Origin of the sequence: Paraherbaspirillum soli (assembly GCF_042654985.1) — a bacterium.
GTDB classification, from domain to species: Bacteria; Pseudomonadota; Gammaproteobacteria; order Burkholderiales; family Burkholderiaceae_D; genus Paraherbaspirillum; species Paraherbaspirillum soli.
On record NZ_JBHSMT010000013.1, the window covers coordinates 309555 to 334648 of the forward strand.

General features: G+C 54.5%; 23 protein-coding genes and 2 tRNA genes. 6 read left to right on the forward strand and 19 right to left on the reverse strand.

The window, feature by feature from the left end; translation table 11 throughout:
- Positions 1-53 precede the first annotated feature (53 nt).
- On the reverse strand, positions 54-422 hold the full coding sequence (rpsF, locus tag ACFPM8_RS08980; RefSeq protein WP_378997152.1) for a 30S ribosomal protein S6: 369 nt from the start codon (positions 420-422) through the stop codon (positions 54-56).
- A gap of 258 nt (positions 423-680) precedes the next feature.
- Here rpsF and lexA point away from each other — a divergent pair, with 258 nt between their 5' ends.
- A complete protein-coding gene (lexA, locus tag ACFPM8_RS08985) occupies positions 681-1343 on the forward strand; it encodes a transcriptional repressor LexA (RefSeq protein ID WP_378997153.1) in 663 nt (220 codons plus the stop codon).
- Positions 1344-1385: 42 nt separating this feature from the next.
- Here lexA and ACFPM8_RS08990 read toward each other — a convergent pair whose 3' ends face one another.
- The gene (locus ACFPM8_RS08990) at positions 1386-2162 is read right to left on the reverse strand and encodes an RNA methyltransferase (RefSeq protein ID WP_378997154.1); all 777 of its coding nucleotides are present in this window, start codon (positions 2160-2162) and stop codon (positions 1386-1388) included.
- Positions 2163-2307: 145 nt separating this feature from the next.
- Here ACFPM8_RS08990 and ACFPM8_RS08995 point away from each other — a divergent pair, with 145 nt between their 5' ends.
- The 3 genes from ACFPM8_RS08995 (at position 2308) to ACFPM8_RS09005 (ending at position 5435) form a co-directional block, all read left to right on the forward strand.
- On the forward strand, positions 2308-3111 hold the full coding sequence (locus tag ACFPM8_RS08995; RefSeq protein WP_378997155.1) for an inositol monophosphatase family protein: 804 nt from the start codon (positions 2308-2310) through the stop codon (positions 3109-3111).
- Positions 3112-3324: 213 nt separating this feature from the next.
- Complete coding sequence (locus ACFPM8_RS09000) at positions 3325-3798, forward strand: VOC family protein (protein ID WP_378997156.1); 474 nt, start codon at positions 3325-3327, stop codon at positions 3796-3798.
- Positions 3799-4064: 266 nt separating this feature from the next.
- Positions 4065-5435: a DEAD/DEAH box helicase gene (locus ACFPM8_RS09005; protein WP_378997157.1), complete on the forward strand. Its 1371-nt coding sequence runs from the start codon at positions 4065-4067 to the stop codon at positions 5433-5435.
- Between the two features lie 126 nt (positions 5436-5561).
- Here ACFPM8_RS09005 and ACFPM8_RS09010 read toward each other — a convergent pair whose 3' ends face one another.
- The 8 genes from ACFPM8_RS09010 to ACFPM8_RS09045 form a co-directional block, all read right to left on the reverse strand.
- Complete coding sequence (locus ACFPM8_RS09010; RefSeq protein WP_378997158.1) at positions 5562-6176, reverse strand: 2'-5' RNA ligase family protein; 615 nt, start codon at positions 6174-6176, stop codon at positions 5562-5564.
- A 391-nt stretch (positions 6177-6567) separates the two neighbouring features.
- Positions 6568-6644 (reverse strand) — tRNA-Arg (locus tag ACFPM8_RS09015).
- Between the two features lie 257 nt (positions 6645-6901).
- Positions 6902-6978 (reverse strand) — tRNA-Pro (locus ACFPM8_RS09020).
- A gap of 324 nt (positions 6979-7302) precedes the next feature.
- Positions 7303-8001, reverse strand: coding sequence for a response regulator (locus ACFPM8_RS09025; RefSeq protein ID WP_378997159.1), 699 nt, complete (start codon positions 7999-8001; stop codon positions 7303-7305).
- 54 nt (positions 8002-8055) lie between these two features.
- Positions 8056-9393 (reverse strand): phosphoglucosamine mutase, encoded by a 1338-nt coding sequence (glmM, locus tag ACFPM8_RS09030; protein ID WP_378997160.1) that lies wholly within the window; start codon positions 9391-9393, stop codon positions 8056-8058.
- An 83-nt stretch (positions 9394-9476) separates the two neighbouring features.
- Positions 9477-10343 carry a dihydropteroate synthase gene (folP, locus tag ACFPM8_RS09035; RefSeq protein ID WP_378997161.1) on the reverse strand — a complete coding sequence of 289 codons (867 nt, stop codon included), beginning with the start codon at positions 10341-10343 and terminating at the stop codon, positions 9477-9479.
- 134 nt (positions 10344-10477) lie between these two features.
- Positions 10478-12364 carry an ATP-dependent zinc metalloprotease FtsH gene (gene ftsH, locus ACFPM8_RS09040; protein ID WP_378997162.1) on the reverse strand — a complete coding sequence of 629 codons (1887 nt, stop codon included), beginning with the start codon at positions 12362-12364 and terminating at the stop codon, positions 10478-10480.
- A 149-nt stretch (positions 12365-12513) separates the two neighbouring features.
- Entirely contained in the window at positions 12514-13158 is a 645-nt protein-coding gene (locus ACFPM8_RS09045; RefSeq protein WP_378997163.1) for an RlmE family RNA methyltransferase, read from the reverse strand.
- Positions 13159-13189: 31 nt separating this feature from the next.
- Between ACFPM8_RS09045 and ACFPM8_RS09050 the strand changes: the two genes are divergently transcribed.
- The gene (locus tag ACFPM8_RS09050) at positions 13190-13660 is read left to right on the forward strand and encodes a YhbY family RNA-binding protein (protein WP_378997164.1); all 471 of its coding nucleotides are present in this window, start codon (positions 13190-13192) and stop codon (positions 13658-13660) included.
- Between the two features lie 119 nt (positions 13661-13779).
- Here the strand turns inward: ACFPM8_RS09050 and ACFPM8_RS09055 are convergent, their stop codons facing one another.
- The 5 genes from ACFPM8_RS09055 to ACFPM8_RS09075 all read right to left on the reverse strand — a co-directional run bounded on the left by ACFPM8_RS09055 (position 13780) and on the right by ACFPM8_RS09075 (position 20090).
- On the reverse strand, positions 13780-14241 hold the full coding sequence (locus tag ACFPM8_RS09055) for a DUF4149 domain-containing protein (protein ID WP_378997165.1): 462 nt from the start codon (positions 14239-14241) through the stop codon (positions 13780-13782).
- Positions 14242-14340: 99 nt separating this feature from the next.
- Positions 14341-14817 (reverse strand): transcription elongation factor GreA, encoded by a 477-nt coding sequence (gene greA / locus ACFPM8_RS09060; RefSeq protein WP_378997166.1) that lies wholly within the window; start codon positions 14815-14817, stop codon positions 14341-14343.
- 180 nt (positions 14818-14997) lie between these two features.
- Entirely contained in the window at positions 14998-18219 is a 3222-nt protein-coding gene (gene carB / locus ACFPM8_RS09065) for a carbamoyl-phosphate synthase large subunit (RefSeq protein WP_378997167.1), read from the reverse strand.
- Positions 18212-19375 carry a glutamine-hydrolyzing carbamoyl-phosphate synthase small subunit gene (carA, locus tag ACFPM8_RS09070; protein WP_378997169.1) on the reverse strand — a complete coding sequence of 388 codons (1164 nt, stop codon included), beginning with the start codon at positions 19373-19375 and terminating at the stop codon, positions 18212-18214. The genes carB and carA overlap by 8 nt, the downstream gene beginning before the upstream one ends.
- A 307-nt stretch (positions 19376-19682) precedes the next feature.
- A complete protein-coding gene (locus tag ACFPM8_RS09075; RefSeq protein ID WP_378997170.1) occupies positions 19683-20090 on the reverse strand; it encodes a heme-binding protein in 408 nt (135 codons plus the stop codon).
- Positions 20091-20345: 255 nt separating this feature from the next.
- Between ACFPM8_RS09075 and ACFPM8_RS09080 the strand changes: the two genes are divergently transcribed.
- Positions 20346-20906, forward strand: a complete 561-nt coding sequence (locus ACFPM8_RS09080) for a C40 family peptidase (protein ID WP_378997171.1) — start codon at positions 20346-20348, stop codon at positions 20904-20906.
- A 129-nt stretch (positions 20907-21035) separates the two neighbouring features.
- Here the strand turns inward: ACFPM8_RS09080 and ACFPM8_RS09085 are convergent, their stop codons facing one another.
- The 4 genes from ACFPM8_RS09085 to phoU form a co-directional block, all read right to left on the reverse strand.
- Positions 21036-21974, reverse strand: a complete 939-nt coding sequence (locus tag ACFPM8_RS09085) for a patatin-like phospholipase family protein (protein ID WP_378997172.1) — start codon at positions 21972-21974, stop codon at positions 21036-21038.
- A gap of 127 nt (positions 21975-22101) precedes the next feature.
- A complete protein-coding gene (gene phoR / locus ACFPM8_RS09090; RefSeq protein WP_378997175.1) occupies positions 22102-23406 on the reverse strand; it encodes a phosphate regulon sensor histidine kinase PhoR in 1305 nt (434 codons plus the stop codon).
- A gap of 215 nt (positions 23407-23621) precedes the next feature.
- Positions 23622-24311, reverse strand: a complete 690-nt coding sequence (locus ACFPM8_RS09095) for a winged helix-turn-helix domain-containing protein (protein WP_378997176.1) — start codon at positions 24309-24311, stop codon at positions 23622-23624.
- A 47-nt stretch (positions 24312-24358) separates the two neighbouring features.
- Positions 24359-25066 carry a phosphate signaling complex protein PhoU gene (phoU, locus tag ACFPM8_RS09100; RefSeq protein WP_378997177.1) on the reverse strand — a complete coding sequence of 236 codons (708 nt, stop codon included), beginning with the start codon at positions 25064-25066 and terminating at the stop codon, positions 24359-24361.
- Positions 25067-25094 lie beyond the last annotated feature (28 nt).

The following is a 25094-nucleotide window of genomic DNA, read 5'->3' on the forward strand; positions in this document are numbered from 1 at the left end:
TCCAGGCAGGCTTAATGAATACGTAATGAATGCAGGTGGCAGCTTAGTCTTGCTTAAGCTGCTGGCGCCTCAGTGCGATGGCTCTTGGCAGCATCTTCCTTCTGCACGGCCTTCATCATTGGCGAAGGACCTGTTTCAGCCTTCTTCAGCTTGACGGTCAGATGACGCAGAACTGCATCATTAAACTTGAAGCCGGTTTCGATTTCAGCCAGAGTTTCGCTGTCGCACTCGATATTCAGGCAGACGTAATGTGCTTTAGCCAGTTTCTGGATCTGGTAGGCCAGTTGACGACGACCCCAGTCTTCTACGCGATGAATGGTACCGCCACGTGTGGTGACGATGCCCTTGTAGCGTTCGATCATTGCAGGCACTTGCTCGCTTTGATCTGGATGGACGATAAATACGATTTCATAATGACGCATGTAAGCTCCTTTTGGACGGATTGAAAAATCGCCCACCTCGGCGTCAAGACGAGTGTGGGAAGAGGAAAACCAGTAATCATACTAGCAAACCCGAGAAAACTCAACGCCTTCAAGCCCCTCGCCTTTTATTGATGCGCCTTGGCGTGTGCAAGCCAGCGATTTCACTTGCATTTACATAAATACTGTACAAAAATACAGACTGTCTTTATACACAGCCCAATTATTTGGCGCTATTTCTCTCTTGCTTGCAACCACGCCATGATCAAATTGACCGCCCGCCAGCAACAAATCCTTGATCTGATCAAGGACGCCATCGAAAATACCGGCTTCCCTCCTACCCGCGCCGAAATTGCCGCCGAACTCGGCTTTCGCTCGGCCAATGCGGCGGAAGAGCATCTACAGGCGCTGGCACGCAAGGGCGCAATTGAAATTTCGCCTGGCACCTCACGCGGCATACGTCTGCTCGACACGCATCAAAATGTTGGCGAGCGAGGGCCCGGTACGCAATTGGCTTTACCACATCCAGCCTTGATGCAACTCAGTTTGCCGCTGGTTGGTCGCGTGGCCGCCGGATCGCCGATTCTGGCGCAAGAACATATTCAGGCCAGCTACAACGTCGACCCAACGCTCTTCAGCGCCAAGCCGGATTATCTATTGAAGGTACGCGGAATGTCGATGCGCGACGCTGGCATACTGGACGGCGATTTGCTGGCGGTAAAGAAGGCCGACAGTGCAAGAAACGGGCAAATCGTCGTCGCACGACTGGGCGATGACGTCACCGTGAAACGCTATCAAAAATCTGGCTCGACTATCCAGCTATTACCAGAAAACCCGGAGTTTGAGCCAATCATAATTACCTCAAAGCAAGAAGACTTTGCATTGGAAGGCCTTGCCGTCGGGTTACTGCGCAGCTGGACTTAACCCGGCACAACAATCCTGGTTAGCAGGCAACCAACTCGTCCATCAGGATTTATCCAAGCGGCGCCGCTTGGTCAAGATCTGACTGGCAATGCCACGCAAAATATTCACCTCCTCAGCTTCCAACTGAGTTCGCGCAAATAGCCGCTTCAAGCGCGGCATCAATTTTTTCGGATTGGCGGGATCGAGGAATTCGATCTCCACCAACGCTTTTTCAAGATGCGCGAACATGCCGTCGACCTCAGCCAGGCCGGCGGGACTTCCATGAAAGCCAATGCCCCCAGCCATTTCAGGCGGCGACTCTTCGATTGCTGCAAGCCGGCACTCATACGCGAGCACCTGTACCGCCTGCGCCAGATTCAACGATGAATACGAGGGATTTGCCGGGATGTTGATCAGCACGTTGCATTTTTCGACGATTTCATTCGGCAAGCCATAGCGCTCACTGCCAAACAGTACGGCCCCGGTCAGGCCCGCGTCGGCGGCAAGTTGCGATGCCAAAGCGCGAGGCGAAATAAGAGGCGGAGAAAACTCACGTAAGCGAGCACTCAAGGCCGCGGCAAAATTGCAACCGTCCAATGCTTGTTCGACGCTATCAACAATTCGCGCCGAAGCCAGAATGTCCTGCGCACCACTGGCGAAAGCAATTGCCTCATCACGCTGCAAAACATCGGGAAAACGTGGATTCACCAATATCAGTTCGGAAAAACCCATGGTTTTAATCGCTCTCGCGGCAGCGCCAACATTGCCGGGACTGCTGGTTTCGACCAGCACAAAGCGCAAGCGCTTAAAAAGAGACGTATTGGTTTTTGTCTGGTTCATTTAAAATAGCGCCATCAGGTGGACTTCAGCGACCAAAAGGCAACTTTTGTTCAAGAATGCCCACATCGTTCATTATTATTCATATAGGTGGTTCTGTTCCCGGTAGGCGACAGTGCCGCCATTCTAACGGAACCAAATCCCGATTATGCATCCTATGCTCAACACGGCCATCAAGGCCGCCCGTCGCGGTGCCGCAGTTATCTCGCGCGCGTCTTTCGATCTCGATCTGCTGAAGGTCACCAAGAAACAGCACAACGATTTTGTCACCGAGGTCGACCAAGCCGCAGAAGCTGCGATCATCGACGTGTTGAAGAATGCCTACCCGGACCATGCAATCCTGGCTGAGGAATCCGGCGCGTCGGCCAATCTGCACGACGACAATGAAAACGTCTGGATCATCGATCCGCTCGACGGCACCACCAATTTCATTCACGGCTTCCCGCAATATTGCGTATCGATCGCACTACAACATCGCGGTCAAATTACCCAGGCTGTGGTTTACGACCCAACCCGCAATGACTTGTTTACCGCCACCAAAGGTTCGGGCGCCTACCTGAATGAAAAACGCATTCGGGTCGGCAAGCGCGACAAAATCGCCGATGCCTTGATCGGCACAGGTTTTCCATTCCGCGAGACTGAAGGTCCGGTGATGGATGAATACATGAAAATGTTTCGCATCATGACTCAAAGTTGCGCCGGTTTGCGTCGTCCGGGCGCCGCCGCTCTGGATTTGGCTTACGTCGCAGCCGGTCGTCTGGATGGCTTCTTTGAAAAAGGCCTGAAGCCTTGGGATGTGGCCGCTGGCTCGCTCCTGATTACCGAAGCCGGTGGCATCGTAGGCACCTTTGCAGGTGATTCCGACTATTTGTACAAAGGCGACATACTGGCCGGCAGCCCGAAGATTTTCGCGCAAATGGTTGGGCTGCTATCACCGTTTGCCAAGAAGTAACATCTGACCTAAGCTGGTGGAGGACGATAAATACGCCCTCCACTGCTTGTCGCATCCCGCCTTATGCCGATAGCAATACAATTATCGTTTTATTTGCGAACAAGAAATCTGCAACATTCCAGCGTAACTCGCACCACGAATTAGCTACACATCACACGTCTCAGTCTAATTAAAAAGTTGCAACGCCCATCTCTCAACCTCAAGGAGAGCATCATGGCAGTCAAACCAATCCCCGAAGGCTATTCCACCGTTACCCCCTACTTGGCTATAGAAGGCGGAGCCAAAGCAATCACGTTCTATAAAAATGCATTTAATGCAATAGAGATAATGCGCTTCGAAGGTCCCGAAAACACGATTGGACACGCCGAGATCCAAATCGGCAATTCGCGCATCATGCTCGCGGATGAAATGCCCGGCATGTGCCTTACTCGCAGCCCTAAATCTTTGGGCGGCGCCGGCATCAGTATCATGCTGTACGTCGACAATGTAGACACTCTGTTCGCCCAGGCAATCGCTGCCGGCGGCACGCAGTTACGGCCGGTGCAAGATCAATTCTACGGCGACCGCTCCGGCACCCTGCAGGACCCGTTTGGGCATGTTTGGACTATTTCGACTCACATCGCCGACTATTCCCTGGAAGAAATCCGTGAACGCGCTGCAGCGGCGATGAAACAATCGGAATCATAACCGCCAGCCGAATTACCTGCTAAAAACCGCGATTCGCGTTGGGACGCCAAGCGGATCGCCCGGTGCGGCGTCTGATTGCGCATTGTCAACCATGTCGGAATCACTTGCCTGACGGTCGCCGTTGTTATACTCTGCGCCGTCGCAGCACATTCTCCAGTCAAATGCTGCTGTCAAGGAGTCAAACGACTCCTCTTCCCCCTCTAATCCGTTTGCCTGCGACTGGCGCCCCATGAGGCGACAGGCTGATATTCTTCTATTGAGTAGTCATGTCATTTTCTGAACTCGGCTTGTCCGAAGCCATCGTTCGCGCAGTAACCGAACACGGTTACACCACCCCGACCCCAATCCAGACCCAGGCAATTCCTGCCGTGCTGGCCGGCGGCGATTTACTCGCCGGCGCCCAAACAGGGACCGGGAAAACTGCCGGATTTACTTTGCCTGTGCTGCATCGTCTCTCGACCGCGGCCACCAATCCAACCGGCAGCCAACGACCAGTCCGGGCACTGATCCTTACGCCAACCCGCGAACTCGCGGCGCAGGTCGAAGAAAGCGTGCGCCTGTATGGCAAATATCTAAAACTCACCTCCGCCGTTATTTTCGGCGGCGTCGGCATCAATCCGCAAATCAAATTGCTAAAGCATGGTGTCGATATCCTGGTTTGCACACCAGGCCGCCTGCTTGACCACATGCAACAGGGGACGGTCAACCTGAACCATGTCGAAATCCTGATTCTGGACGAAGCTGACCGCATGCTCGACATGGGCTTCGTGCGCGACATCAAGAAGATTCTTGCCGTGCTGCCTAAGAAGCGCCAGAACCTGTTGTTTTCGGCCACCTTCTCGGACGACATCAAAGCCCTGGCCGATAGTTTACTGAACTCACCGGCCATGATCGAAGTGGCGCGCCGCAACTCGACCGTTGAAGTGATTCAGCAAAAAATTCACCCGGTCGATCGCGATCGCAAGCATCCGCTGCTCGCCCACCTGATCAAGACTCACCAATGGTCGCAAGTGCTGGTCTTCACCCGCACCAAGCATGGCGCCAACAAATTGGTCGAGCAACTCGAAAAGGACGGCATCAGCGGCATGGCGATCCATGGCAACAAGAGCCAATCAGCACGTACCCGTGCATTGTCTGAATTTAAGGACGGCAGCCTGCAAGTGCTGGTGGCGACCGACATCGCTGCGCGCGGTATTGATATCGACCAGCTGCCACACGTGGTCAATTACGACTTGCCGAATGTGCCGGAAGACTACGTCCATAGAATCGGCCGTACCGGCCGTGCAGGCGCCAGCGGCGAAGCCGTGTCCTTAGTTTGCGTCGACGAGCACCAAATGCTGAAAGACATCGAGAAACTGATCAAACGCGAATTGCCAAAAGAAATAATCGTCGGCTTTGAGCCAGATCCAAATGCTCGCGCGCAGCCGATTCAGTTGCGCAGCGGCGGCGGCGGTGGAAATCGTGGCGGTGCTGGTGGCGGACGTGGACGCTCCCAAAGCCAACGCACCCCGGGCGCTACAGCACCAGGATCAGGCGCAGCAAGGCCAAGTCACGGCCCGTCCCGCGGCCATGGCGGCGGGAACAACTCTCAAGCGCGTCCTGCGTCGCCACATCGCTCTGGTGGGCGCGGCCGCTAAGCAATTAGCGAGCGAGAACTGCCCATGAAATAACGGGCCCGGTATTGATTACCGGGCCCGTTGTCATTTTGCAGCGCGATTTAGCGTCGCAACAATCCAATGATTCCTGGTTGTTCTCGGTGCCGGTCAAAATAGGCCCGCATGAGGTACGCCACGCAAAGGCCACTTACCTAGCACCGAATAAGGGCGCCTCTGGTCAATGTGCCGGCGCAATAGCACGAACTCGCGCACGCCCCATTCGACTGGCTCGACCGTATGTTCGAGAATTTTTTGCCTGTCGTATAGCAAGGTCATGTGAGGCGTCAAACTTGCCGACATGCCCCCGAACCCGATACTGCGCAAAGCATCTACCAAACCTTTATGCAGGATCGTCAGCCCAGTTGCGCCCTCGCTGCTGCAAAGAACAGTAGGATATTTGTCCGACACGCGGGATTTGTAACGAAAGGTCAGCACCTTGTCGAACCGAACTGGAAACGCCTCTTGGGTAATTTGTGAAGCGGCCCAGAATGCAGCGGCAAGCAGATATTTCGGCAGACCGACATGATCGCCCAAGCCAAGAAGCGTAATGTGCAATTGTCCGGCATGCAGCGGCGTGCCGTGCAAGGCGTGCTTGGAGCGTAGCGCATGGGCTAGCTGCTCAATGCACATAGCGACAGAGATATCAGGCAAGACCGCAAAAAGCAGGCGATCCGTCGGTTTTGGCGGAGGGTCAAAGCCAGGCAAGGACATCAAGTCCGACATTCAGTATCCCCTTAAAAAATCTGGCTCAACTTGAATTCTTTGACTAGTCGGCTCAAGACAAGCGCCCTCGCCGGCTGGGCTAACTCGCCCAACGATACCTGCAACCATAATATTAAATTGAATTGGTTTCTTGGACGACCGTCGAGTTCAGAGAGCCATGCTTGCGTAGAAGTGTACTGATGCACGACGCGTAGAGAAATTGCGTTAGCCACACGATCCGCAGCGTCCTGAATGTTCGTCAAGGCGGAGCTCAGCCGATGCTTACGCAATAGCAAATTGACGAAAAAAATCTGCCACCAGAAAAAACATGGCGGCATCGGCTGTGACGATATATGGAAGCGTGTGCTGGAAAGGATGTGCCGGGTGATGCTGAATACGACAGGCAGAAAACTGGTCCGGCCGGAGGGAATCGAACCCCCAACATTTCGGGTAGAAGCCGAATGCTCTATCCAGTTGAGCTACGGCCGGATTGTTCCGCCGGTACTACCGGGCCCTTCGAAAAACCTACTGCGCGGCTCAATCTCGCGACTGCGATGCTCGCCGTACCTCCGTACGGCTGTGCTTCTCGCCCCGACCTTGAACCGCTCGCTACGGTTCTTCGATGTGCCCTACGATTCATACAAATCGCATGGATTTGCTACGATTAATGCTCTTTGTTTCAAGAAGCATTTTTTCCCGCTACAAATAGAAAACGGGCTGTCAAAAGACAGCCCGTTTTTTTAATGTGGTCGGAGTACAAGGATTCGAACCTTGGACCCCCTGGTCCCAAACCAGGTGCGCTACCGGGCTGCGCTACACTCCGAGAAGCAAGATAATACTCAAATATGCATTTTGCGTCAAGCTTTTTTACACAGAAAATTTAGAACTTTTCCTGCCAAAAACCATTCCACATCAGCGCTCAGAAAGCATTAACTGCGGTAAAACTTAAGACACGCATTAGACCAGAATTTGAAACAATTTGCGACAACTAAATGCAGAAAAACTTAAAAAATTTCACTGCAACACGCAACTCAATATCAGCACTCTGAGAACACTAACTGCGTCAAAACTCAAGACACGCATTAGACCAGAAATTGAAATAATTTGCGAGAAAAAATGCAAAAAATTTTGCGCCGCTCCTCACTTATCAAACAGCCGGTTCCGCGTTCAGCTTGTAGCCGACACCGCGTACGGTCTTGACATAATCGGAGGCCAATCCAAGCGATTTACGCAAGCGCATGATGTGGACATCAACCGTGCGCTCCTCAATGAAAGTGTGGTCGCCCCAAACTTTGTCGAGCAGTTGTGCGCGCGAGAAAATCCGGTCCGGATGCGCAATCAAAAAACGCAGCAATTTGAATTCGGCTTGATCCAGTTCAATTTCTTGACTGTTCACCGTGACTTGGTAGCGATCGGTATCCATGCGAATCAAACCATGCGTCAACAAGTTTTGACCGAGCTCCGGCGCTTTGCGTCGTAATAAGGCCTGAATCCGTGCAATCAATTCTCTTGGCGAGAATGGCTTGGTAACGTAGTCGTCAGCCCCTGCATTCAAGCCTCTTACCTTATCCTCGTCCATGCCTTTGGCGGTCAGCATAATGACTGGCAAGGCAGCGCTGCGCGCCTGGCTGCGCCATTCCTGCAACAGGGCCAGGCCGGACGTATCCGGCAGCATCCAGTCCAGCAATACTGCTTGCGGCAGCAGGTTGACGATAGCCTGCCGCGCCTCATTTGCACTGTGTGCGATCTCGCAAGAAAACCCGGCATCGTCAAGAGTGAATCTCAACAGTTCGGCGATGCCTGGCTCGTCTTCGACAATCAAAATGTGGGTTTGATATTTCGACATCAGGACTTTGAAAACCGGATTAAAGAATCAATGAAATGCGCGTCGACACGACAATCAAGCCGGCACTTTGTCAGCTATTCGACGTGCCATCGCCTGCGCCAGGTCAGCGCTCTTCGCTTCGACCATCACGCGAATCAGCGGCTCGGTGCCGGATGCACGAATTAACACGCGGCCGCTGTCGCCTAGCTCTTGTTCAACGGCCTCCTTCTCTGCCACGATCGCAGAATTCTTTTGCCAGTCAAAACCCGCCGCGACTTTCAAGTTGATCAAGGTTTGCGGGTAAAGCGCAATGTCTGCAGTGAGCTCGGCCAGCGTCTGACCGCTGCGCTTCAAAGCCGATAAGACTTGCAGCGCCGACACGATGCCGTCGCCAGTAGTATGTTTATCAAGGCATAAAAGATGACCGGACCCTTCCCCGCCGAGATCCCAGCCGCGCTCCCTCATCAACTCGAGCACGTAACGATCGCCAACCTTGGCACGAGCGAATTCGACACCCATTTGGCGAAAAGCCACTTCCAACGCCATGTTGGTCATCAAGGTCCCAACCGCGCCTTTTACCGGCCCAGTCTTCATCCGCGCCTTGACCATGACGTACAGCAGTTCATCGCCGTTGTATATGCGGCCGTCGGCATCGACCATCAGCAGGCGATCCGCATCACCGTCCAATGCGATGCCGACATCTGCGCGATTCGCACGGACTGACTGTGCCAGCGCATCGGGTGCGGTCGCGCCAAAACCGGCATTGATATTAAAGCCATTCGGCTGATTGCCGATCGCGATTACCTCTGCGCCCAACTCATGAAATACGAATGGCGCAATGTGATAGGCAGCACCGTGCGCGCTATCGACAACGATCGTCAGGCCTCGCAAATCCAGTTCATTTGGGAAGGTGCTTTTGCAAAATTCGATATAGCGCCCCGGAGCGTCATCCAGCCGCTTGGCCTTGCCTAATTTTTCAGATGTAACGCATTCCATAGGCTGCTCTAGTTCCGCCTCAATCGCGGCTTCGACTGCATCCGGTAATTTATTGCCTTGAGCTGAAAAAAATTTGATACCGTTATCGTCGAACGGATTATGCGAGGCCGAAATCACGACCCCGGCCGACAAGCGCAAAGCCCGTGTCAAGTAAGCAATTGCCGGAGTCGGCATGGGCCCCGCCAACATCACGTCAACTCCGGCGGCGGCGAATCCTGCCTCCAGTGCGGCCTCCAGCATATAGCCCGAAACTCGCGTGTCCTTGCCGATCAATACCGTAGGCTTGCCTGAGGCGGATTCCGCCTGTGCCAACACCTTGCCGGCAGCGTAGCCCAGTTTCATCACAAAATCGGGCGTAATCGGCGCAACTCCGACGTGACCACGAATACCATCGGTACCAAAATATTTTCTTTTCATATTAAGTTTTATCCAAATTATTCATACGCATGCGTTGCATGCCTCACACGAACATCCGACACCCGCTCGCCTGTGGCATGACGTCAAATATTCGACCAATTGCCGGTAGTCGTATGTGCTGCGTGCCAAATTTTAAGTGCGTCAACAGTTTCGGCGACGTCGTGAACTCTGATGATCTTAGCACCCTGGGCAACCGCAACCAATGCAGCAGCAAGACTGCCCGCAAGACGCTTTTCGATCGGCCTGCCGGTCAAATCGCCAAGCATGGTCTTGCGCGACATACCCGCCAACAACGGCAAATCCAGCGCTTGCTGAATATGCCCAATGTTTTGCAGTAAAGCGACATTGTGCGCGATGGTTTTACCGAACCCGAAACCTGGATCGATACTGATACGATTTCGCGCAATGCCGACCTGCTCCATCGCTGCCACGCGCTCGCGTAAAAAATCGCTTATCTGCGCTATCACATCATCGTATTCAGGCTTCGCTTGCATGGTCTGAGGCACTCCCTGCATATGCATCACGCACAACGCACAGTCGCTGTCCCTGACAGCCTCCAGAGCGCCTGGCGCACGAAAACCATTGATATCGTTAACAAGATCGACACCGGCGGCAATTGCCTCACGCATGACTGCCGGCTTATAAGTATCAACCGATATCGGTTTGCCGCAATCGCGCAAGGCGTAAATCGCAGGCATCACTCTATCCAACTCTTCTTCCTCGGATAACGCCGGGCTACCGGGACGGCTCGATTCGCCGCCGATGTCGATAATATCAACGCCATCGGCGATCATCTGCTCCGCATGCGACAACGCAAATTCGAGCGAATAAAACTTGCCGCCATCCGAGAACGAATCAGGCGTTATGTTGAGAATGCCCATCACCAGCGGCCGCGCCTCCGGCGTATTGATCGGCAATCGATAACGACCGCATTGATAATATTTTTCCATTTTTAAATATTAAAAATCAGCATTGAAAATCAGCGGAAAAATAAAAAGGGCGAGGATCGCTCCTCACCCTTATTTGCATCAGATCAGCAAAGCTTAGTCAACACACACACCGACAACACCCTCAACACGACCTATCAAGCAGGTGCAGTCGCATTCGGGGAAACACCGCCTGATGAACTGTCGCTCGGCGCCTTCCGAACCGAACTACCAGCTTTCGGCAAGCGCGGATCAAGACCTTCCATGATGTCGTTGATCTGGTCGGCGTCGATGGTTTCCCAGTCCAGCAGTGCTTTTGTCATCGCTTCGACCTTATCGCGGTTTTCTTCCAGCAACTGGCGCGAAAGCGCATATTGCTGATCGAGAATTCGGCGGATCTCCGCATCGACTTTTTGCTGGGTAGCTTCCGACACTGTCTTCGAAGACATGCGGCCAAAATACGCATCCTGCTCAGTATCCTCGTACACCATCGTACCGAGGCTTTCCGACATGCCGTAACGGGTGACCATCGCACGCGCCAATTTGGTTGCGCGTTCGAAGTCGTTGGAAGCACCGGTCGACATTTGGTGCATAAAAATTTCTTCAGAAATACGACCGCCGAACAAGATTGCGATCTCTTCCAGCATCTTGTCCTTGTACATATTGACGCGATCATGTTCCGGCAATTGCCAAGTCAAGCCCAGCGCGTAACCGCGCGGCATGATCGTCACTTTATGAACCGGATCGGCCTTCGGCAGTAATTTGGCAACCACCGCATGACCGGATTCGTGATAGGCGGTATTGCGACGCTCTTCTTCCCGCATCACTGCGGACTTGCGCTCCGGACCCATGACAATCTTGTCTTTGGCGTCTTCAAAATCCTGCATTTCCACCAATCGCTTGGCGCGCCGCGCCGCAAACAATGCCGCCTCGTTGACCAGGTTAGCCAAATCGGCACCGGAAAACCCAGGGGTGCCGCGCGCCAAAATGTCTGCCTTGACATCGGTGGAAATAGGTACCTTGCGCATGTGAACGTTCAAGATCTGTTCACGGCCGCGGATATCTGGCAAGCCGACGACCACTTGGCGGTCAAAACGACCTGGACGCAGCAAAGCCTTGTCCAGCACATCAGAGCGGTTGGTTGCAGCGATCACGATGACGCCGGAGTTGGCTTCAAAGCCATCCATTTCAACCAGCATCTGGTTCAATGTTTGTTCGCGCTCATCGTTGCCGCCTCCCATGCCGGCACCACGATGGCGACCGACCGCATCAATTTCATCAATGAAAATAATGCAAGGAGCATGCTTCTTGGCGTTTTCAAACATGTCGCGTACACGCGACGCGCCCACGCCAACGAACATTTCAACGAAATCGGATCCCGAAATAGTAAAAAATGGCACTTTGGCTTCGCCGGCGATCGCTCGCGCCAACAAAGTCTTACCAGTACCCGGCGGGCCGACCATCAGCACGCCATGGGGAATACGGCCACCAAGTTTCTGGAATTTGGTTGGATCGCGCAGAAAGTCGACCAGTTCGGATACTTCTTCTTTAGCCTCATCGCAGCCGGCTACATCGGCAAAAGTGACTGAGTTGCTGTTTTCATCAAGCATGCGCGCCTTCGACTTGCCGAACGAAAAAGCACCGCCCTTGCCGCCGCCCTGCATTTGTCGCATGAAGAAGATCCAGACGCCGAGCAGCAAAATCATCGGGAACCAGGAGATGAAAATCTGTTGCAGGAACCCTGGCTCTTCCGGTTGCTTGACGTCAAATTTGACGTTGTTATTAATCAGGTCAGCGATCAAGCCGCGATCCAGACTAGTGGTGGCAGTTTTCACTTTCTTGCCATCCGAGGTGGTCGCAACAATGCTGCGATCTTCAATGACAGCCTCAGTGACATGACCGGCCTTGACCTCGCTGATGAACTCAGAGTAGGCCATCGGTGATGCGCCGCTAGCCAATCCCCGACTATCGAATTGCTTGAAGACGGTGAAAAGCACCAGGGCGATGACCACCCAAATGGCGGCTTTTGAAAACATGTTGTTCACTAGAACTCCTTGGACGCGCTGTGCGCCTGATATAGGTACAGCTTCGAGGTATGTAGCGTAGATTTTACTCGGAATAAGCAGCTGTTACTAGGCGGGATATGCGGCTAAACCTATGAAAAATCAAGGATTAAATACTCTTAATCCGATAATTATCGTGGATTCTTCAATATTTTTCCGAGTAAGAATATTTCCGATGATTTATCGCGACTCGCTTTTGGCTTTCTGGAAGCCACGGTTTTGAATTCCTGGCGAAATTTTGTCAGAACTTCGTTGTAGCCCGTACCGTTGAAACATTTGGCCAACAAGGCTCCGCCCGGTTTCATATGCTGTTGCGCAAACTCAATCGCCAAATCGATAATTTCCTCAACCCTTGCGGCATCGGCAATCGCAATGCCGGATAAATTTGGCGCCATATCGGACAATACCAGATCAACCTTACGACCAGCCAACAAGCGCTCAAGTTGACGCAGGCTTTCCTCTTCACGAAAATCGCCCTGGATGAAATGGACGTCGGCGATCGGTTCCATCGGCAGAATATCCAGGCCGATGATCGTTCCGTGAATGCCGCCGCCATCCTGACCCGCAAGCTTGTTGCGAGCGTACTGAGACCAGCTTCCCGGCGTGGATCCGAGGTCGACAATGATCTGCCCCGGCTTGATCAATTTATCGAGCTCGTCGATTTCCTTCAACTTATAGGCGGCACGAGCGCGGTAGCCTTCCTTTTGCGCCAGCTTCACGTAGGGGTCGTTAATGTGATCGTGCAGCCAGTTTTTGTTTAATTTCTTCTTTGCCATTCGCGTAGAATACCGTTTTTAAGGAATTTTTATGTTGAAACTTACATCCGCCGAGCGCAGCGAGCTCCGTTCCCAAGCCCATGGACTGAATCCAGTGGTACTAATCAGCGAAGATGGTTTGAAACCGTCCCTGCTGAAGGAAATCGATGCCAGCCTGAATGCCCACGGCCTGATCAAAGTGCGTGTGTTTGGCGATGACCGCGAAGCGCGGATTACGATCTACGAAACTATTTGCGACAAACTCGGTGCCGCGCCGGTGCAGCATATCGGCAAACTGCTGGTGCTGTATCGCCCACAAAAAGATGCCGTCAAGGAACGCAGCGAAACGCGTGGCAAAGGCATGCGCGAAGTCACCATCGTCAAACCTAGCCCGAGTGGGACCAAGCGGCCATCAGTCACCAAAGTGATGGTAAAGGGTAACGAACGCGTTACCGCAGGCGGCTCTATCAAGCGCGCAAAGCCGCGTCAAAAGAGCAGCAAGAAATCAGCACTGGGTAGTTAATCGGAGACGGCGCTGTCATTGGCTCCAGCAAACAAAGGGGGTTTTTACGCGTTGCATCAAGCGTAATTACCGGGTTATCGCGAACCGCCCCTTTGTGCGCCAAACTGCAAAATAAGCATTTAGCGCAAATTTCTCAACTTCAAAATCAGACCAACACCCAACAGGCTCTGGATAAGATAGAAGCCTTGCGCAATCCCATGCAAAATGCCGAATTGCGTTCTTGCACCTGATGCCATCACGCCACCAGCGCCTGCCGCAGCCGCACGCAAGCTGGCCATGAACGGCTGGGTTGCGAAATAGCCGACCAGCGTACACAACATCATCGCCAACGTCAGTCGCAGCAGCATTTTGCGCAATGGCGCCGCATCGTCATGGGTTCGGTAGCTGAACAACATGATTAGCGCGACCCCGCACCCCAGCACCAGCCATGCCTCAATCCGAAACAAGTTGGCGGCGATGGTCCCAGCCAGCACACGGTCAGGCAAGGTAGCAAACAAAGTCGGCGCCACCAAACCGCCGACCGTCCACAAGCTTCCCACTAATACAGTGGCAATCAACAATCTGGCACGCACTGCGAACATTGCTACTCCTGACTGCGCACTTGGCATGGTTTCAATACCAAACTCCCGCAATCGCCATCTTTTGCCAGCGATGCAAGGAGAGATATGGATTGAATAAAATCAAACGTAGCGGACTTCCAGAATCTCATATTCACGACCGCCGGACGGCGCCTGAACTTCGACCACATCGCCAGCCGCTTTACCGATAATGGCGCGTGCGATCGGCGAGGTCACCGACACTTTGGCATGCTTGATATCGGCCTCATCTGTACCGACGATCTGGTAAGTCACCTTTTCGCCCGATTCCAAATCCTCCAAATCAACGGTGGCAGCAAACACTACGCGACCGTCTGCGTCCAGCGTCGTCGGGTCGATAATTAGCGCCGCACCCAATTTACCTTCCAGATCGGCGATCCGGCCCTCGATAAAACCCTGACGCTCTTTGGCCGCATCATAGTCTGCATTTTCAGACAGGTCGCCGTGCGCCCTGGCTTCGGCGATCGCATTGATAACGGCCGGCCGTTCTTTTGTCTTCAGGCGCTGCAGTTCTTCCTTCAACAATCCGGCGCCGTGTTTGGTAATAGGTACTGAGCTCATAAGGGATGCAATTCTTAAATACGGTTTGTCAATCTCACATGCCGCGATAAAAAGCCACGGAGGCCACATACTCGCCGAAAATCGGCACCGTTTGTGACCTCCGTGGGACTTCTATCTAGCTAAATTGTGCGCTTCAAACTTAAAGCCTAGTCAAGATCCAATCGGATCCTGATCGGGGTCTTAGTGTAAGGTTTTATGCAAACCTTGTAAATCGTAGACATGCAACTCTTCCAAATGACGCATGCCTTCGACTGCGGCTTCCGCACCAGCGATCGTGGTGTAAGTCGTTGCCCGTGCCGCCAGAGCAGAAATCCGGATCGCCCGTGAATCGACAATCGCGTTGCGTTTCTCTTCAACGGTGTTGATCACCAAGACAACCTCATTGTTCTTGATCACATCGACAACGTGCGGGCGCCCTTCAACCACCTTGTTGACAGTCTCGACCGGAATCCCGGCAGCACTGATCGCGGCAGCGGTACCCTTGGTCGCCACCACTGTGAAGCCCATCGCCACCAAGTCTTTAGCTACCTGCACCGCACGCGGCTTGTCGCTGTTCTTGACACTGAGGAAGACCTTGCCTGAAGTCGGCAACTTGATGCCGGCGCCGAGTTGCGATTTGACGAATGCTTCGCCAAAGGTTTTGCCGACACCCATCACTTCACCGGTAGATTTCATTTCCGGCCCGAGGATGGTATCGACGCCAGGGAATTTAACGAACGGGAACACCGCTTCCTTGACGCTGAAGTATTTCGGCACGACTTCTTCTTTAATGCCCTGGCTGTCCAGCGATTGGCCAACCATGCAGCGCGCTGCGATCTTCGCCAGTTGCAAGCCGGTTGCCTTCGAGACGAACGGCACGGTGCGCGAGGCGCGTGGATTAACTTCCAGCACATACACGATGTCGTTGCCGTCGACTTGCTGAATCGCGAATTGCACGTTCATCAAGCCCACCACGTTCAAGCCCTTGGCCATCAATGCTGTCTGACGCTTCAATTCGTCGATGGTGGTTTGCCCCAGCGAATAAGGCGGCAATGAACAAGCCGAGTCGCCGGAGTGCACGCCGGCCTGCTCGATATGCTCCATGACGCCGCCGATGAAGGTGCGTTCGCCGTCGGACAGGCAGTCCACATCCACTTCGATCGCATCGTTCAGGAAGCGGTCCAGCAATACCGGCGAGTCGTGCGAAACCTTGACCGCTTCGCGCATGTAGCGCTCCAGATCGCGCTGCTCGTGGACGATTTCCATCGCGCGGCCACCCAGGACATAGGACGGACGCACCACCAGCGGATAGCCGATTTCCTGCGCCAGACGCAATGCGTCCTCTTCGGTGCGTGCGGTACGGTTTGGCGGTTGACGCAGATTCAGGTCCTGCAACATTTTCTGGAAACGTTCACGGTCTTCAGCCGCATCGATCATGTCTGGCGAAGTGCCGACGATAGGCACGCCATTGGCTTCCAGATCGAGCGCCAGCTTCAACGGCGTCTGACCGCCGTATTGCACGATCACGCCATATGGCTTTTCCTTGTCGACGATTTCCAGCACGTCTTCCAGCGTCAACGGCTCGAAGTACAGACGATCGGAAGTATCGTAGTCGGTCGATACGGTCTCCGGATTGCAGTTGACCATGATGGTCTCGTAGCCGTCCTCGCGCATTGCCAGCGCCGCATGCACACAGCAATAATCGAACTCGATACCTTGACCGATGCGGTTCGGTCCGCCGCCCAACACCATGATTTTCTTTTTGTTGGTCGGTTGCGATTCGCACTCTTCCTCGTAGGTCGAGTACATATACGCGGTGTTGGTCGAGAATTCGCCGGCACAGGTATCAACCCGCTTGTAGACCGGACGGATATTCAACGCGTGACGCTTCAGGCGCACCGCGGTATCGGTGGTTTTCAACAACTTGGCCAAACGACGATCGGCAAAGCCTTTTTGTTTCAGACGGAACAGCGTGTCGCGGTCCAGCGCATCGAGCGTCTGGCTGTTTTCCAACCACAATTCGATATCGACGATTTCCTTGATTTGCGACAGGAACCACGGATCGATATGGGTCAGCTGATGCACTTCTTCCAAGGTAAAGCCTTGAGCGAAAGCGTCGCCGACATACCAGATACGGTCCGGACCAGGCTCGCCAAGCTCTTCTTCGATCACTTCGCGATCCTGGGTCTTCTCGTTCATGCCGTCGACCCCGACTTCGAGGCCGCGCAAGGCTTTCTGGAACGACTCCTGGAAGGTGCGGCCGATCGCCATCACTTCACCCACCGACTTCATTTGAGTGGTCAGATGATTATCCGCAGCAGGGAATTTTTCGAACGCGAAACGCGGGATCTTGGTGACCACGTAATCAATCGACGGCTCGAAAGAAGCCGGTGTTGCACCGCCGGTAATCTCGTTGCGCAACTCATCCAGCGTAAAGCCGACCGCCAGTTTGGCTGCGATCTTGGCAATCGGGAAACCGGTTGCCTTGGAAGCCAGCGCGGACGAACGCGACACGCGTGGATTCATTTCGATCACGATCATGCGGCCATCGACCGGATTGACCGAGAACTGCACGTTGGAACCGCCGGTATCGACGCCGATCTCGCGCAATACCGCCAGCGAGGCGTTACGCATGATCTGGTATTCCTTGTCGGTCAGCGTTTGCGCCGGCGCCACCGTAATCGAGTCGCCGGTATGCACGCCCATCGGGTCCAAATTTTCGATGGAACAAACGATGATGCAGTTGTCCGCCTTGTCGCGCACCACTTCCATCTCGTACTCTTTCCAGCCGATCAGCGATTCTTCGATCAACAATTCGTTGGTCGGCGACGCTTCCAGGCCGCGGCGGCAGATGATGTCGAATTCTTCGGCGTTGTAAGCGATCCCGCCGCCAGTGCCGCCCATCGTGAAGGATGGACGGATGATGACCGGGAAGCCCAGTTCTTTCTGAACCGCCCACGACTCATCCAGCGTGTGCGCCACGCCGGAACGGGCTGAACCGAGGCCGATCTTGGTCATCGCTTGCTTGAACTTGGAGCGGTCTTCCGCCTTGTCGATGGCTTCCGGCGAGGCGCCGATCAGCTCGACGCCGTATTTGGTCAACACACCGTTGTGATGCAGATCGAGCGCGCAATTCAATGCGGTCTGGCCGCCCATGGTCGGCAGGATGGCGTCCGGCTTTTCCTTGGCGATAATGCGTTCCACCACTTGCCAGGTAATCGGCTCGATGTAAGTGACGTCGGCCATTTCCGGGTCGGTCATGATGGTGGCCGGATTGCTGTTGACCAGGATGACTTTATAGCCCTCTTCGCGCAAAGCCTTGCAGGCTTGGGCGCCGGAGTAATCGAATTCGCAGGCCTGGCCGATGATGATCGGGCCAGCGCCAATAATCAGGATGCTTTTAATGTCGTTACGCTTAGGCATTTTTGTTTTTCTCCATCATCGCCACAAAGCGATCAAACAGGGGGGCGATGTCATGCGGACCGGGCGATGCTTCCGGGTGGCCCTGGAAGCAGAATGCCGGTTTGTCGGTACGCTCGAAACCTTGCAATGAACCATCGAACAGCGATACGTGGGTGACCCGGCAATTGGCCGGCAGCGTCGCCCCATCAACCGCAAAACCATGGTTTTGCGAAGTAATCATCACTTGCTTGGTATCCAGATCCTGCACCGGATGGTTGGCGCCGTGATGGCCGAATTTCATCTTAAGTGTCTTGGCGCCGGAAGCCAGCCCCATGATCTGATGGCCGAGGCAGATACCGAAAGTCGGAATAGCGCGCTCGATCAATTCCGTCACGGCAGCAATCGCGTAATCGCACGGCTCCGGATCGCCAGGACCATTCGACAAAAAGATGCCGTCGGGATTGAGCGCCAGCGCATCGGCGGCTGAGGCCTGTGCAGGCAGCACGGTCACTTTGCAGCCGCGTTGCGCCAGCATCCGCAGAATGTTGAATTTAACGCCGTAGTCAAACGCGACCACGTGATATTTAGGGGTAATTTGTTTATCGTAACCGCGGCCCAGACGCCATTCGGTCTCGCTCCAGCCGTAGGCCTTGGTGGTGGATACCACTTTGGCCAAGTCCATGCCGGCCAGCCCCGGGAAGCCACGCGCCAGTTCCAGCGCCTTGGCGGTCGCGACCGCGATATCCGGCTCGCCGGCGACGATGGCGCCGCTCTGGGCGCCCTTCTCGCGCAAGATGCGGGTCAGCTTGCGGGTGTCGATGCCGGCAATGGCGACGACATTGGCTTCTTGCAAATAAGCCGGCAAAGTTTGGGTGGAGCGGAAATTGGAGACCAAGTTCGGCAGATCGCGAATAATCAAACCCGCAGCGTGCACCTTGGAAGACTCGACGTCTTCCGCATTCACGCCGGTATTGCCGATATGCGGATAGGTCAAAGTAACAATCTGGGCGCTATAGCTGGGGTCGGTGAGAATTTCCTGGTACCCGGTCATGGCGGTATTGAATACTACTTCGCCAGTCGTATGACCAACGGCGCCAATCGAAAAACCTTGAAAAATCGACCCATCTGCTAGCGCGAGGATGGCCGGAACGGTGTGGCCAGAAAAAAATGGCTGCAAGGGGTAACTCCTGATGTTGTTACCGCCGCTGCGCTGCGCCAAACGATCGTTATGAAACCCCAAACAGTGACGACTTGGTGATTTTAAATAGTCTTTTTTTGGACGAAATGGAAGGTGATATGCGCTACGGCGGAGTAAATTGGGCTAAACCCTGCAATTATAGCGCAAAACCCCCTCCCCGGCAAATCGGATCAGGCACCGGCAAGAGGGTTGAGCAGAAGCAATCATCGCTGATCAATTGACAACAAAACTGACAATTTAACACCAGTCATCTGCAACTTATTGCCACATATTTCCAAGAATCAACTTAAGCAGCCAATGCAGCGATACCAGCCTTAGCAATTTGCACGTCTTCCGTCGACTTCACGCCGGAGACGCCGACCGCACCCAGATACTCGCCATTCACCAGGATAGGCACGCCACCCTCAAGCAAGCCTTCCAGATTCGGCGCGGTGATAAACGAGAAACGACCGTTATTGATCATGTCTTCATAAATCTTCGACTCGCGCTGACCCAGCGCTGCGGTCTTGGCCTTGGCCGGCGCAATGTGGGCCGAAATCGGCGCAGCGCCATCCATCCGTTGCAACCACAGCAGATGACCGCCATCATCGACCACAGTAATCGTTACCGCCCAGTTGTTCGCCTTCGCCTCAGCCTCGGCTGCGGCAGCAATCTTCTTTACGTCGTCGAGTGTCAATACTTGTTTGGTTTTCATTTTGGCTCCTTGTAAAAACAACTGACAATTGTACTTTAGTGATTTGCAATAGACACCTTCAGCACATACATTCAATGTACTTTGCAATGGCACAAGAATTGCTTAATTTGAACGAGATTCAGAAACCTTGGAACTTTTGCCGGAAATTGTCGTCCCGACATGCTTCCATATATCAATCCCGGCCGCCAGGTTTGACAGGGTGTGTTTATTCCCTTACATTCATGCGGTTGTAATGCCCCAACTCCCTCCAGAACGATGACGATCAAAGAAGTTCCGCCACTATTCCAGATTTTTGCACTCATGTGCACTTTCATCGCCGGCCTCTGGCTGTGCGCTCCTGCCTGGGGATCTGACATTACCGATCTCGATGTTCCACCTCATGCAAGCACCCGCAGCAAACTACAGCAATTTACCGATCGCGCATCGGATTTGGCGGTAAGCGCGATGAACGTGCTCGGCATTCGCTATAAATATGGCGGCAACAGCCCGGAAAACGGTTTGGATTGTAGCGGCTTGGTACGTTATGTTTTTAAGGACGCATGGGGCGTCAATGTCCCGCGCACGTCGGTGGAGCTGAGCCGCAGCGGCGAAAAGGTCGACAAACAGGATTTGCAGCCGGGCGACTTGGTGTTTTACAACACGCTGAAACGCAGCTTCTCTCACGTTGGAATCTATCTCGGCGACAACAAATTCATCCACGCACCGGCCGCCGGCGGCCAGGTTCGGATTGAAAGCATGGATATGGCTTACTGGAAAAATCGCTTCAACGGCGCCCGCCGCATCAACGACCCTGATTCTGCCGCCAAACCGCACTAACCCTCTCATCGGCCCGCATTCGCAAAACAGCCCCTATAAGTCGCAAACTTATAGGGGCTGTTTTCACATCCATGCGCTGCATTGATCAGGCTTACGCCGGTTGCCGGCGTCATCCTGGAAACCGAATTTCTACTCTTCGCGCTTTTCCTTCAATTTCTTCTTGATCAATGCCATTTGAGCCATCGTGGCCTGCTCGCCGGCCATGATCGCCGTATTACGCGCATTGAAATCGTTCCCCTTCATCGTGCCGAGATCCGGCCGGATAACGATATCGGCGTCTTTCAATTCCTTGTTATTGATGCTCTGTCCCATGATGGCGAACGTCTGCAGCAATACATCCACCGAACTGGTAGCGGACTGCGCCTCGGGCGCGGCGGAAATATTGACCGCAATCACAAAATCGGCCCCCATGTCATGTGTAAAACGTACCGGCACCGGCGATACCAGGCCGCCATCCACATATTGGCGATCGCCGACGCGCACCGGCTGAAACACCCCAGGCACAGCCGACGATGCCCGCACCGCAACGCCGGTATTACCACGCCGAAACAAGATCGGCTTCCCGGTGTTCAAGTCGGTTGCCACCGCACCGAACGGGATTTTCAGTTTCTCGATTGGCACATTGTGAATTGTCTTGTTGACGTAATTCTGGACAGCTTCGCCTTTCAGGACCCCGCTGACCTTGGCAAAAAACGGCACCGCCCAGTCCGAAATCTCGGTTTCATCCATTTGCAACGCCAGCTTCTGCAGTGCGAATCCATTATTGCCGGCAGCATACAGTGCGCCAACCACGCTGCCGGCACTGGTGCCGACCACGATATCGGGCACGATTCCCTGCGATTCCAGCGCCTTGATCACGCCGACGTGGGCAAAGCCACGCGCAGCGCCGCCGCCCAATGCCAAGCCGATCTTGATCGGCCGCGGCGGCTTCGGCGATACGGTCGGCGCCGTGCTGGTTTGCACTGCCGGCTGGCTCGGTGCTTGGGACTGCTGCGAACCGGTGGTGCATGCCGCCAACAGAGTGCTTAAAACAAGACTAAAGGAACGCAAATAGCGTGAAGAAAACATGGGATTCAATTGGATGAGAGAGGAAGGTGGAACAGGACTCGGGGCAACAATCGCGGTGAGCGACTCGCCGCAGCTGCCGAATTGTAGCCGAAGTTCGCAGCCTCATCCCAGGCAGCGATGCCAGCCCTTAAGCCTTGGCCGCAGCCACGATAGCCCCCGCCGGCAGCTTGACCGTAAACACACTACCCTCCCCCGGCTGCGATTCCACCCCCAATGAGCCGTTATGCCGCAGCAATACATGCTTGACGATAGCCAGCCCCAGACCGGTTCCTTGCGTATCCCTGGAACGGCTTTTATCGACCCGGTAAAAGCGCTCGGTCAAGCGGGAAATATGTTCAGCGCTGATGCCGATGCCGGAATCCCTGACCACTAGTTGCGGACCGGCTTTGGCGTTTTGCCAAAGAATCTGGATCTTCCCGCCGGCTGGCGTGTAACGCACCGCGTTAGAAATCAGGTTGCTGAATGCACTGCGCAATTCGTCGGCATTGCCGGTCACATCCGGGCCGTCGACGGTCAAGGCTAAGCTGTGCTTGCCGGCCGATAGGACCTCGGCTTCCAGCAGCAGGCTGCGCAGCATCGCGTCGATATTGACCCGCTCCAGGCGCAGCGGGTAGTCGACCGACTCCAGACGCGTCAAGGTCAACATATCGCCGATCAGGTTTTGCATGCGGTGTCCCTGCTCGATCATCAGTTGCAGATGTGCTGCACGGGTTTTTTGATCGAGATCGGGTTGCGCCTGCGCGATTTCCAGAAAACCATTAATGACCGTCAACGGCGTCCGCAGCTCATGCGAGGCGTTGGCGATAAAGTCGCGCCGCATCATGTCGATGCGTTCCGATTCGGTGACATCGTGGGTCACCAGGATTTGACGGCGATTCTCAAACGGGATGATTTGCACGATCAGCTTGCGCTCGCGCAGACTCAAGGTCAGCGGCTGGTCGTAGCGGCCGAGAATAATGTAGTCGATGAATTCGGGCGTGCGGATCAGGTTGGTCACCCGCATGCCTTTGTCGCGGCCGTGCTGGAGGCCCAAATGACGTTCGGCGGCCGGATTGCACCACTCCAGGAACAACACGTCGTCCATGATGACGACGCCATCCGGCAGCAGATGCATCGCCTGCCGGAAGCGCGCCAGCCATTCGGTCAACTCGGTCTGGTGTTTTTCATCGTCGCGCCGCAAGCGGTACAGGCGCGAAAAAATATCGGTCCATGCACCCCAGCCATCGGGCAATTTTTCGCTGCGGGGATTATCCAGCCAACCGCTGAGACGGAACAAATAATGCAGTTGCACCACCACCGCGGTCGCCATGCAGACCAGGGCCAGCAACAAGCCAGGGATCGCGCCGAAAAACAGCCCGATCACGCCAGAGGCAATCAAGACCAGCAATATCCGCAGCAATGCAGGGATCCAGAACAGCATCTGTGGGTTCATAAATAACTATTTTGTAAAGGCAACGCAGCGATATTACGCCGCTCTAGTGGACTGTAACGGTGGATTCGGAAGTGAAGGGCGCGTACTCGGCGTGCAGGACAAGGCGCACAGCACAGCGATAGTGGACTATCGCGAGCATTTGCAACGCCGCCATGCGCGTCGAGTGCACGACAGGCACTATCGAATCTATCGTTACAGTTCACTAGTCGTGCCGGCTACTTGGCCGACAACATGTAGCCGACGCTACGCACCGTGCGGATCAGATGCTCCGCCTCGCGCAAGGCCTTGCGCAGCCGCAGCACATGGACATCGACGGTACGCTCTTCGATGACGACGTGGTCGCCCCATACCTTGTCCAGCAACTGGCTGCGCGAAAACACCCGGTCCGGGTTGGTCATGAAAAACTTCAACAAGCGATATTCGGCGTGACCGATATCGATCTTTTCATTCTCCAGGCAAACCGAGCAGCTGGCCGGGTCGAGCGTCACGGCGCCGGCCGACATGACGCCGGAGCTCTGATCGGGACTCTTGCGCCGCAATAGCGCCTTGACCCGCGACGTCAGTTCGCGCGGAGAAAACGGTTTGGTCATATAGTCGTCGGCGCCATTGTCGAGGCCGGCGATTTTGTCTTCTTCCATGCTTTTGGCGGTCAACATCATGACCAACATCGACTGCAGCTGGCGATCGGCCCGCATTTGCGACAGCAGCCGCAAACCGCTCTGATCCGGCAGCATCCAGTCCAGCAGCACCAACTCCGGCATGCGGCGCTGGACGAACTCCCAGCCCTCTGCCGCGGTATGCACGATGGATGGGCTCCAGCCGGCTTCTTTGAGCGTAAATCCGATCAATTCGGCAATTGCCGGCTCGTCTTCAATAATCAAAATCGATGTTTTATCGGCAGCCATTTTTGTTTAGACAAGCAAAGCGTTATCGAGCGACATCAGAAGGCAAGTCATTCCTCGTCATCGAGCTGGCTGGCGGCGTAATCGGTATGACGCACGTCCTTGCCCTTGACGATATAGATCACGTATTCGGCAATATTCTTGGCGTGATCGCCGATCCGCTCGACCGCCTTGGCCACCCACAGGGTATCCATCGAAGCCGAAATGGTGCGCGGATCTTCCATCATGAAGGTAATCAGATTGCGCATGATCAAACGGAAATCGCGATCGATCACAGCGTCCTGCGCAATCAGTTTGATCGCTTGCACTTCATCCAGCCGCGCCAATGCATCCAGCGCGTCATGCAGCATATCGGCGGCGGCATTGGCAATCACGCGTACCGTGTCGATGTGCTCGATCGAGTCGATACCGCCGCGTTTATGCAAGTGAATAGCGCTGCGGGCGATCTTGGCGGCTTCGTCGCCGATCCGCTCCAGGTCGGTAATCACCTTGACGGTCGCCATCACCGTGCGCAGGTCATTGGCGGTCGGCTGACGGCGCACGATCAGGTGGCTGCAGGCATCGTCCAGTTCGACTTCCAGGCGATTGACGTTGTCGTCATCCTTGATGATCCGCTCGGCCGAATCCAGATTGCCGTTTTGGAAGACGTTGATCGCCTCTTGAAACTGGCGCTCGACCAGTCCGCCCATCAGCAGCACTTTGGAGCGGATCGCTTCCAAGTCCGTGTCATATTGTTTTGAAGAATGTTCGCCAGTCATCTGAGTTCCTTACGATTCAATAGAGTTA

What these genes read in the sequence shown, in the direction of transcription:
- rpsF (WP_378997152.1), bottom strand. Translation starts at nt 422, where the DNA reads ATGCGTCATTATGAAATCGTATTTATCGTCCATCCAGATCAAAGCGAG.
- lexA (WP_378997153.1), top strand. Translation starts at nt 681, where the DNA reads ATGATCAAATTGACCGCCCGCCAGCAACAAATCCTTGATCTGATCAAG.
- ACFPM8_RS08990 (WP_378997154.1), bottom strand. Translation starts at nt 2,162, where the DNA reads ATGAACCAGACAAAAACCAATACGTCTCTTTTTAAGCGCTTGCGCTTT.
- ACFPM8_RS08995 (WP_378997155.1), top strand. Translation starts at nt 2,308, where the DNA reads ATGCATCCTATGCTCAACACGGCCATCAAGGCCGCCCGTCGCGGTGCC.
- ACFPM8_RS09000 (WP_378997156.1), top strand. Translation starts at nt 3,325, where the DNA reads ATGGCAGTCAAACCAATCCCCGAAGGCTATTCCACCGTTACCCCCTAC.
- ACFPM8_RS09005 (WP_378997157.1), top strand. Translation starts at nt 4,065, where the DNA reads ATGTCATTTTCTGAACTCGGCTTGTCCGAAGCCATCGTTCGCGCAGTA.
- ACFPM8_RS09010 (WP_378997158.1), bottom strand. Translation starts at nt 6,176, where the DNA reads ATGTCGGACTTGATGTCCTTGCCTGGCTTTGACCCTCCGCCAAAACCG.
- ACFPM8_RS09025 (WP_378997159.1), bottom strand. Translation starts at nt 8,001, where the DNA reads ATGTCGAAATATCAAACCCACATTTTGATTGTCGAAGACGAGCCAGGC.
- glmM (WP_378997160.1), bottom strand. Translation starts at nt 9,393, where the DNA reads ATGAAAAGAAAATATTTTGGTACCGATGGTATTCGTGGTCACGTCGGA.
- folP (WP_378997161.1), bottom strand. Translation starts at nt 10,343, where the DNA reads ATGGAAAAATATTATCAATGCGGTCGTTATCGATTGCCGATCAATACG.
- ACFPM8_RS09045 (WP_378997163.1), bottom strand. Translation starts at nt 13,158, where the DNA reads ATGGCAAAGAAGAAATTAAACAAAAACTGGCTGCACGATCACATTAAC.
- ACFPM8_RS09050 (WP_378997164.1), top strand. Translation starts at nt 13,190, where the DNA reads ATGTTGAAACTTACATCCGCCGAGCGCAGCGAGCTCCGTTCCCAAGCC.
- ACFPM8_RS09055 (WP_378997165.1), bottom strand. Translation starts at nt 14,241, where the DNA reads ATGTTCGCAGTGCGTGCCAGATTGTTGATTGCCACTGTATTAGTGGGA.
- greA (WP_378997166.1), bottom strand. Translation starts at nt 14,817, where the DNA reads ATGAGCTCAGTACCTATTACCAAACACGGCGCCGGATTGTTGAAGGAA.
- carB (WP_378997167.1), bottom strand. Translation starts at nt 18,219, where the DNA reads ATGCCTAAGCGTAACGACATTAAAAGCATCCTGATTATTGGCGCTGGC.
- ACFPM8_RS09075 (WP_378997170.1), bottom strand. Translation starts at nt 20,090, where the DNA reads ATGAAAACCAAACAAGTATTGACACTCGACGACGTAAAGAAGATTGCT.
- ACFPM8_RS09080 (WP_378997171.1), top strand. Translation starts at nt 20,346, where the DNA reads ATGACGATCAAAGAAGTTCCGCCACTATTCCAGATTTTTGCACTCATG.
- ACFPM8_RS09085 (WP_378997172.1), bottom strand. Translation starts at nt 21,974, where the DNA reads ATGTTTTCTTCACGCTATTTGCGTTCCTTTAGTCTTGTTTTAAGCACT.
- phoR (WP_378997175.1), bottom strand. Translation starts at nt 23,406, where the DNA reads ATGAACCCACAGATGCTGTTCTGGATCCCTGCATTGCTGCGGATATTG.
- ACFPM8_RS09095 (WP_378997176.1), bottom strand. Translation starts at nt 24,311, where the DNA reads ATGGCTGCCGATAAAACATCGATTTTGATTATTGAAGACGAGCCGGCA.
- phoU (WP_378997177.1), bottom strand. Translation starts at nt 25,066, where the DNA reads ATGACTGGCGAACATTCTTCAAAACAATATGACACGGACTTGGAAGCG.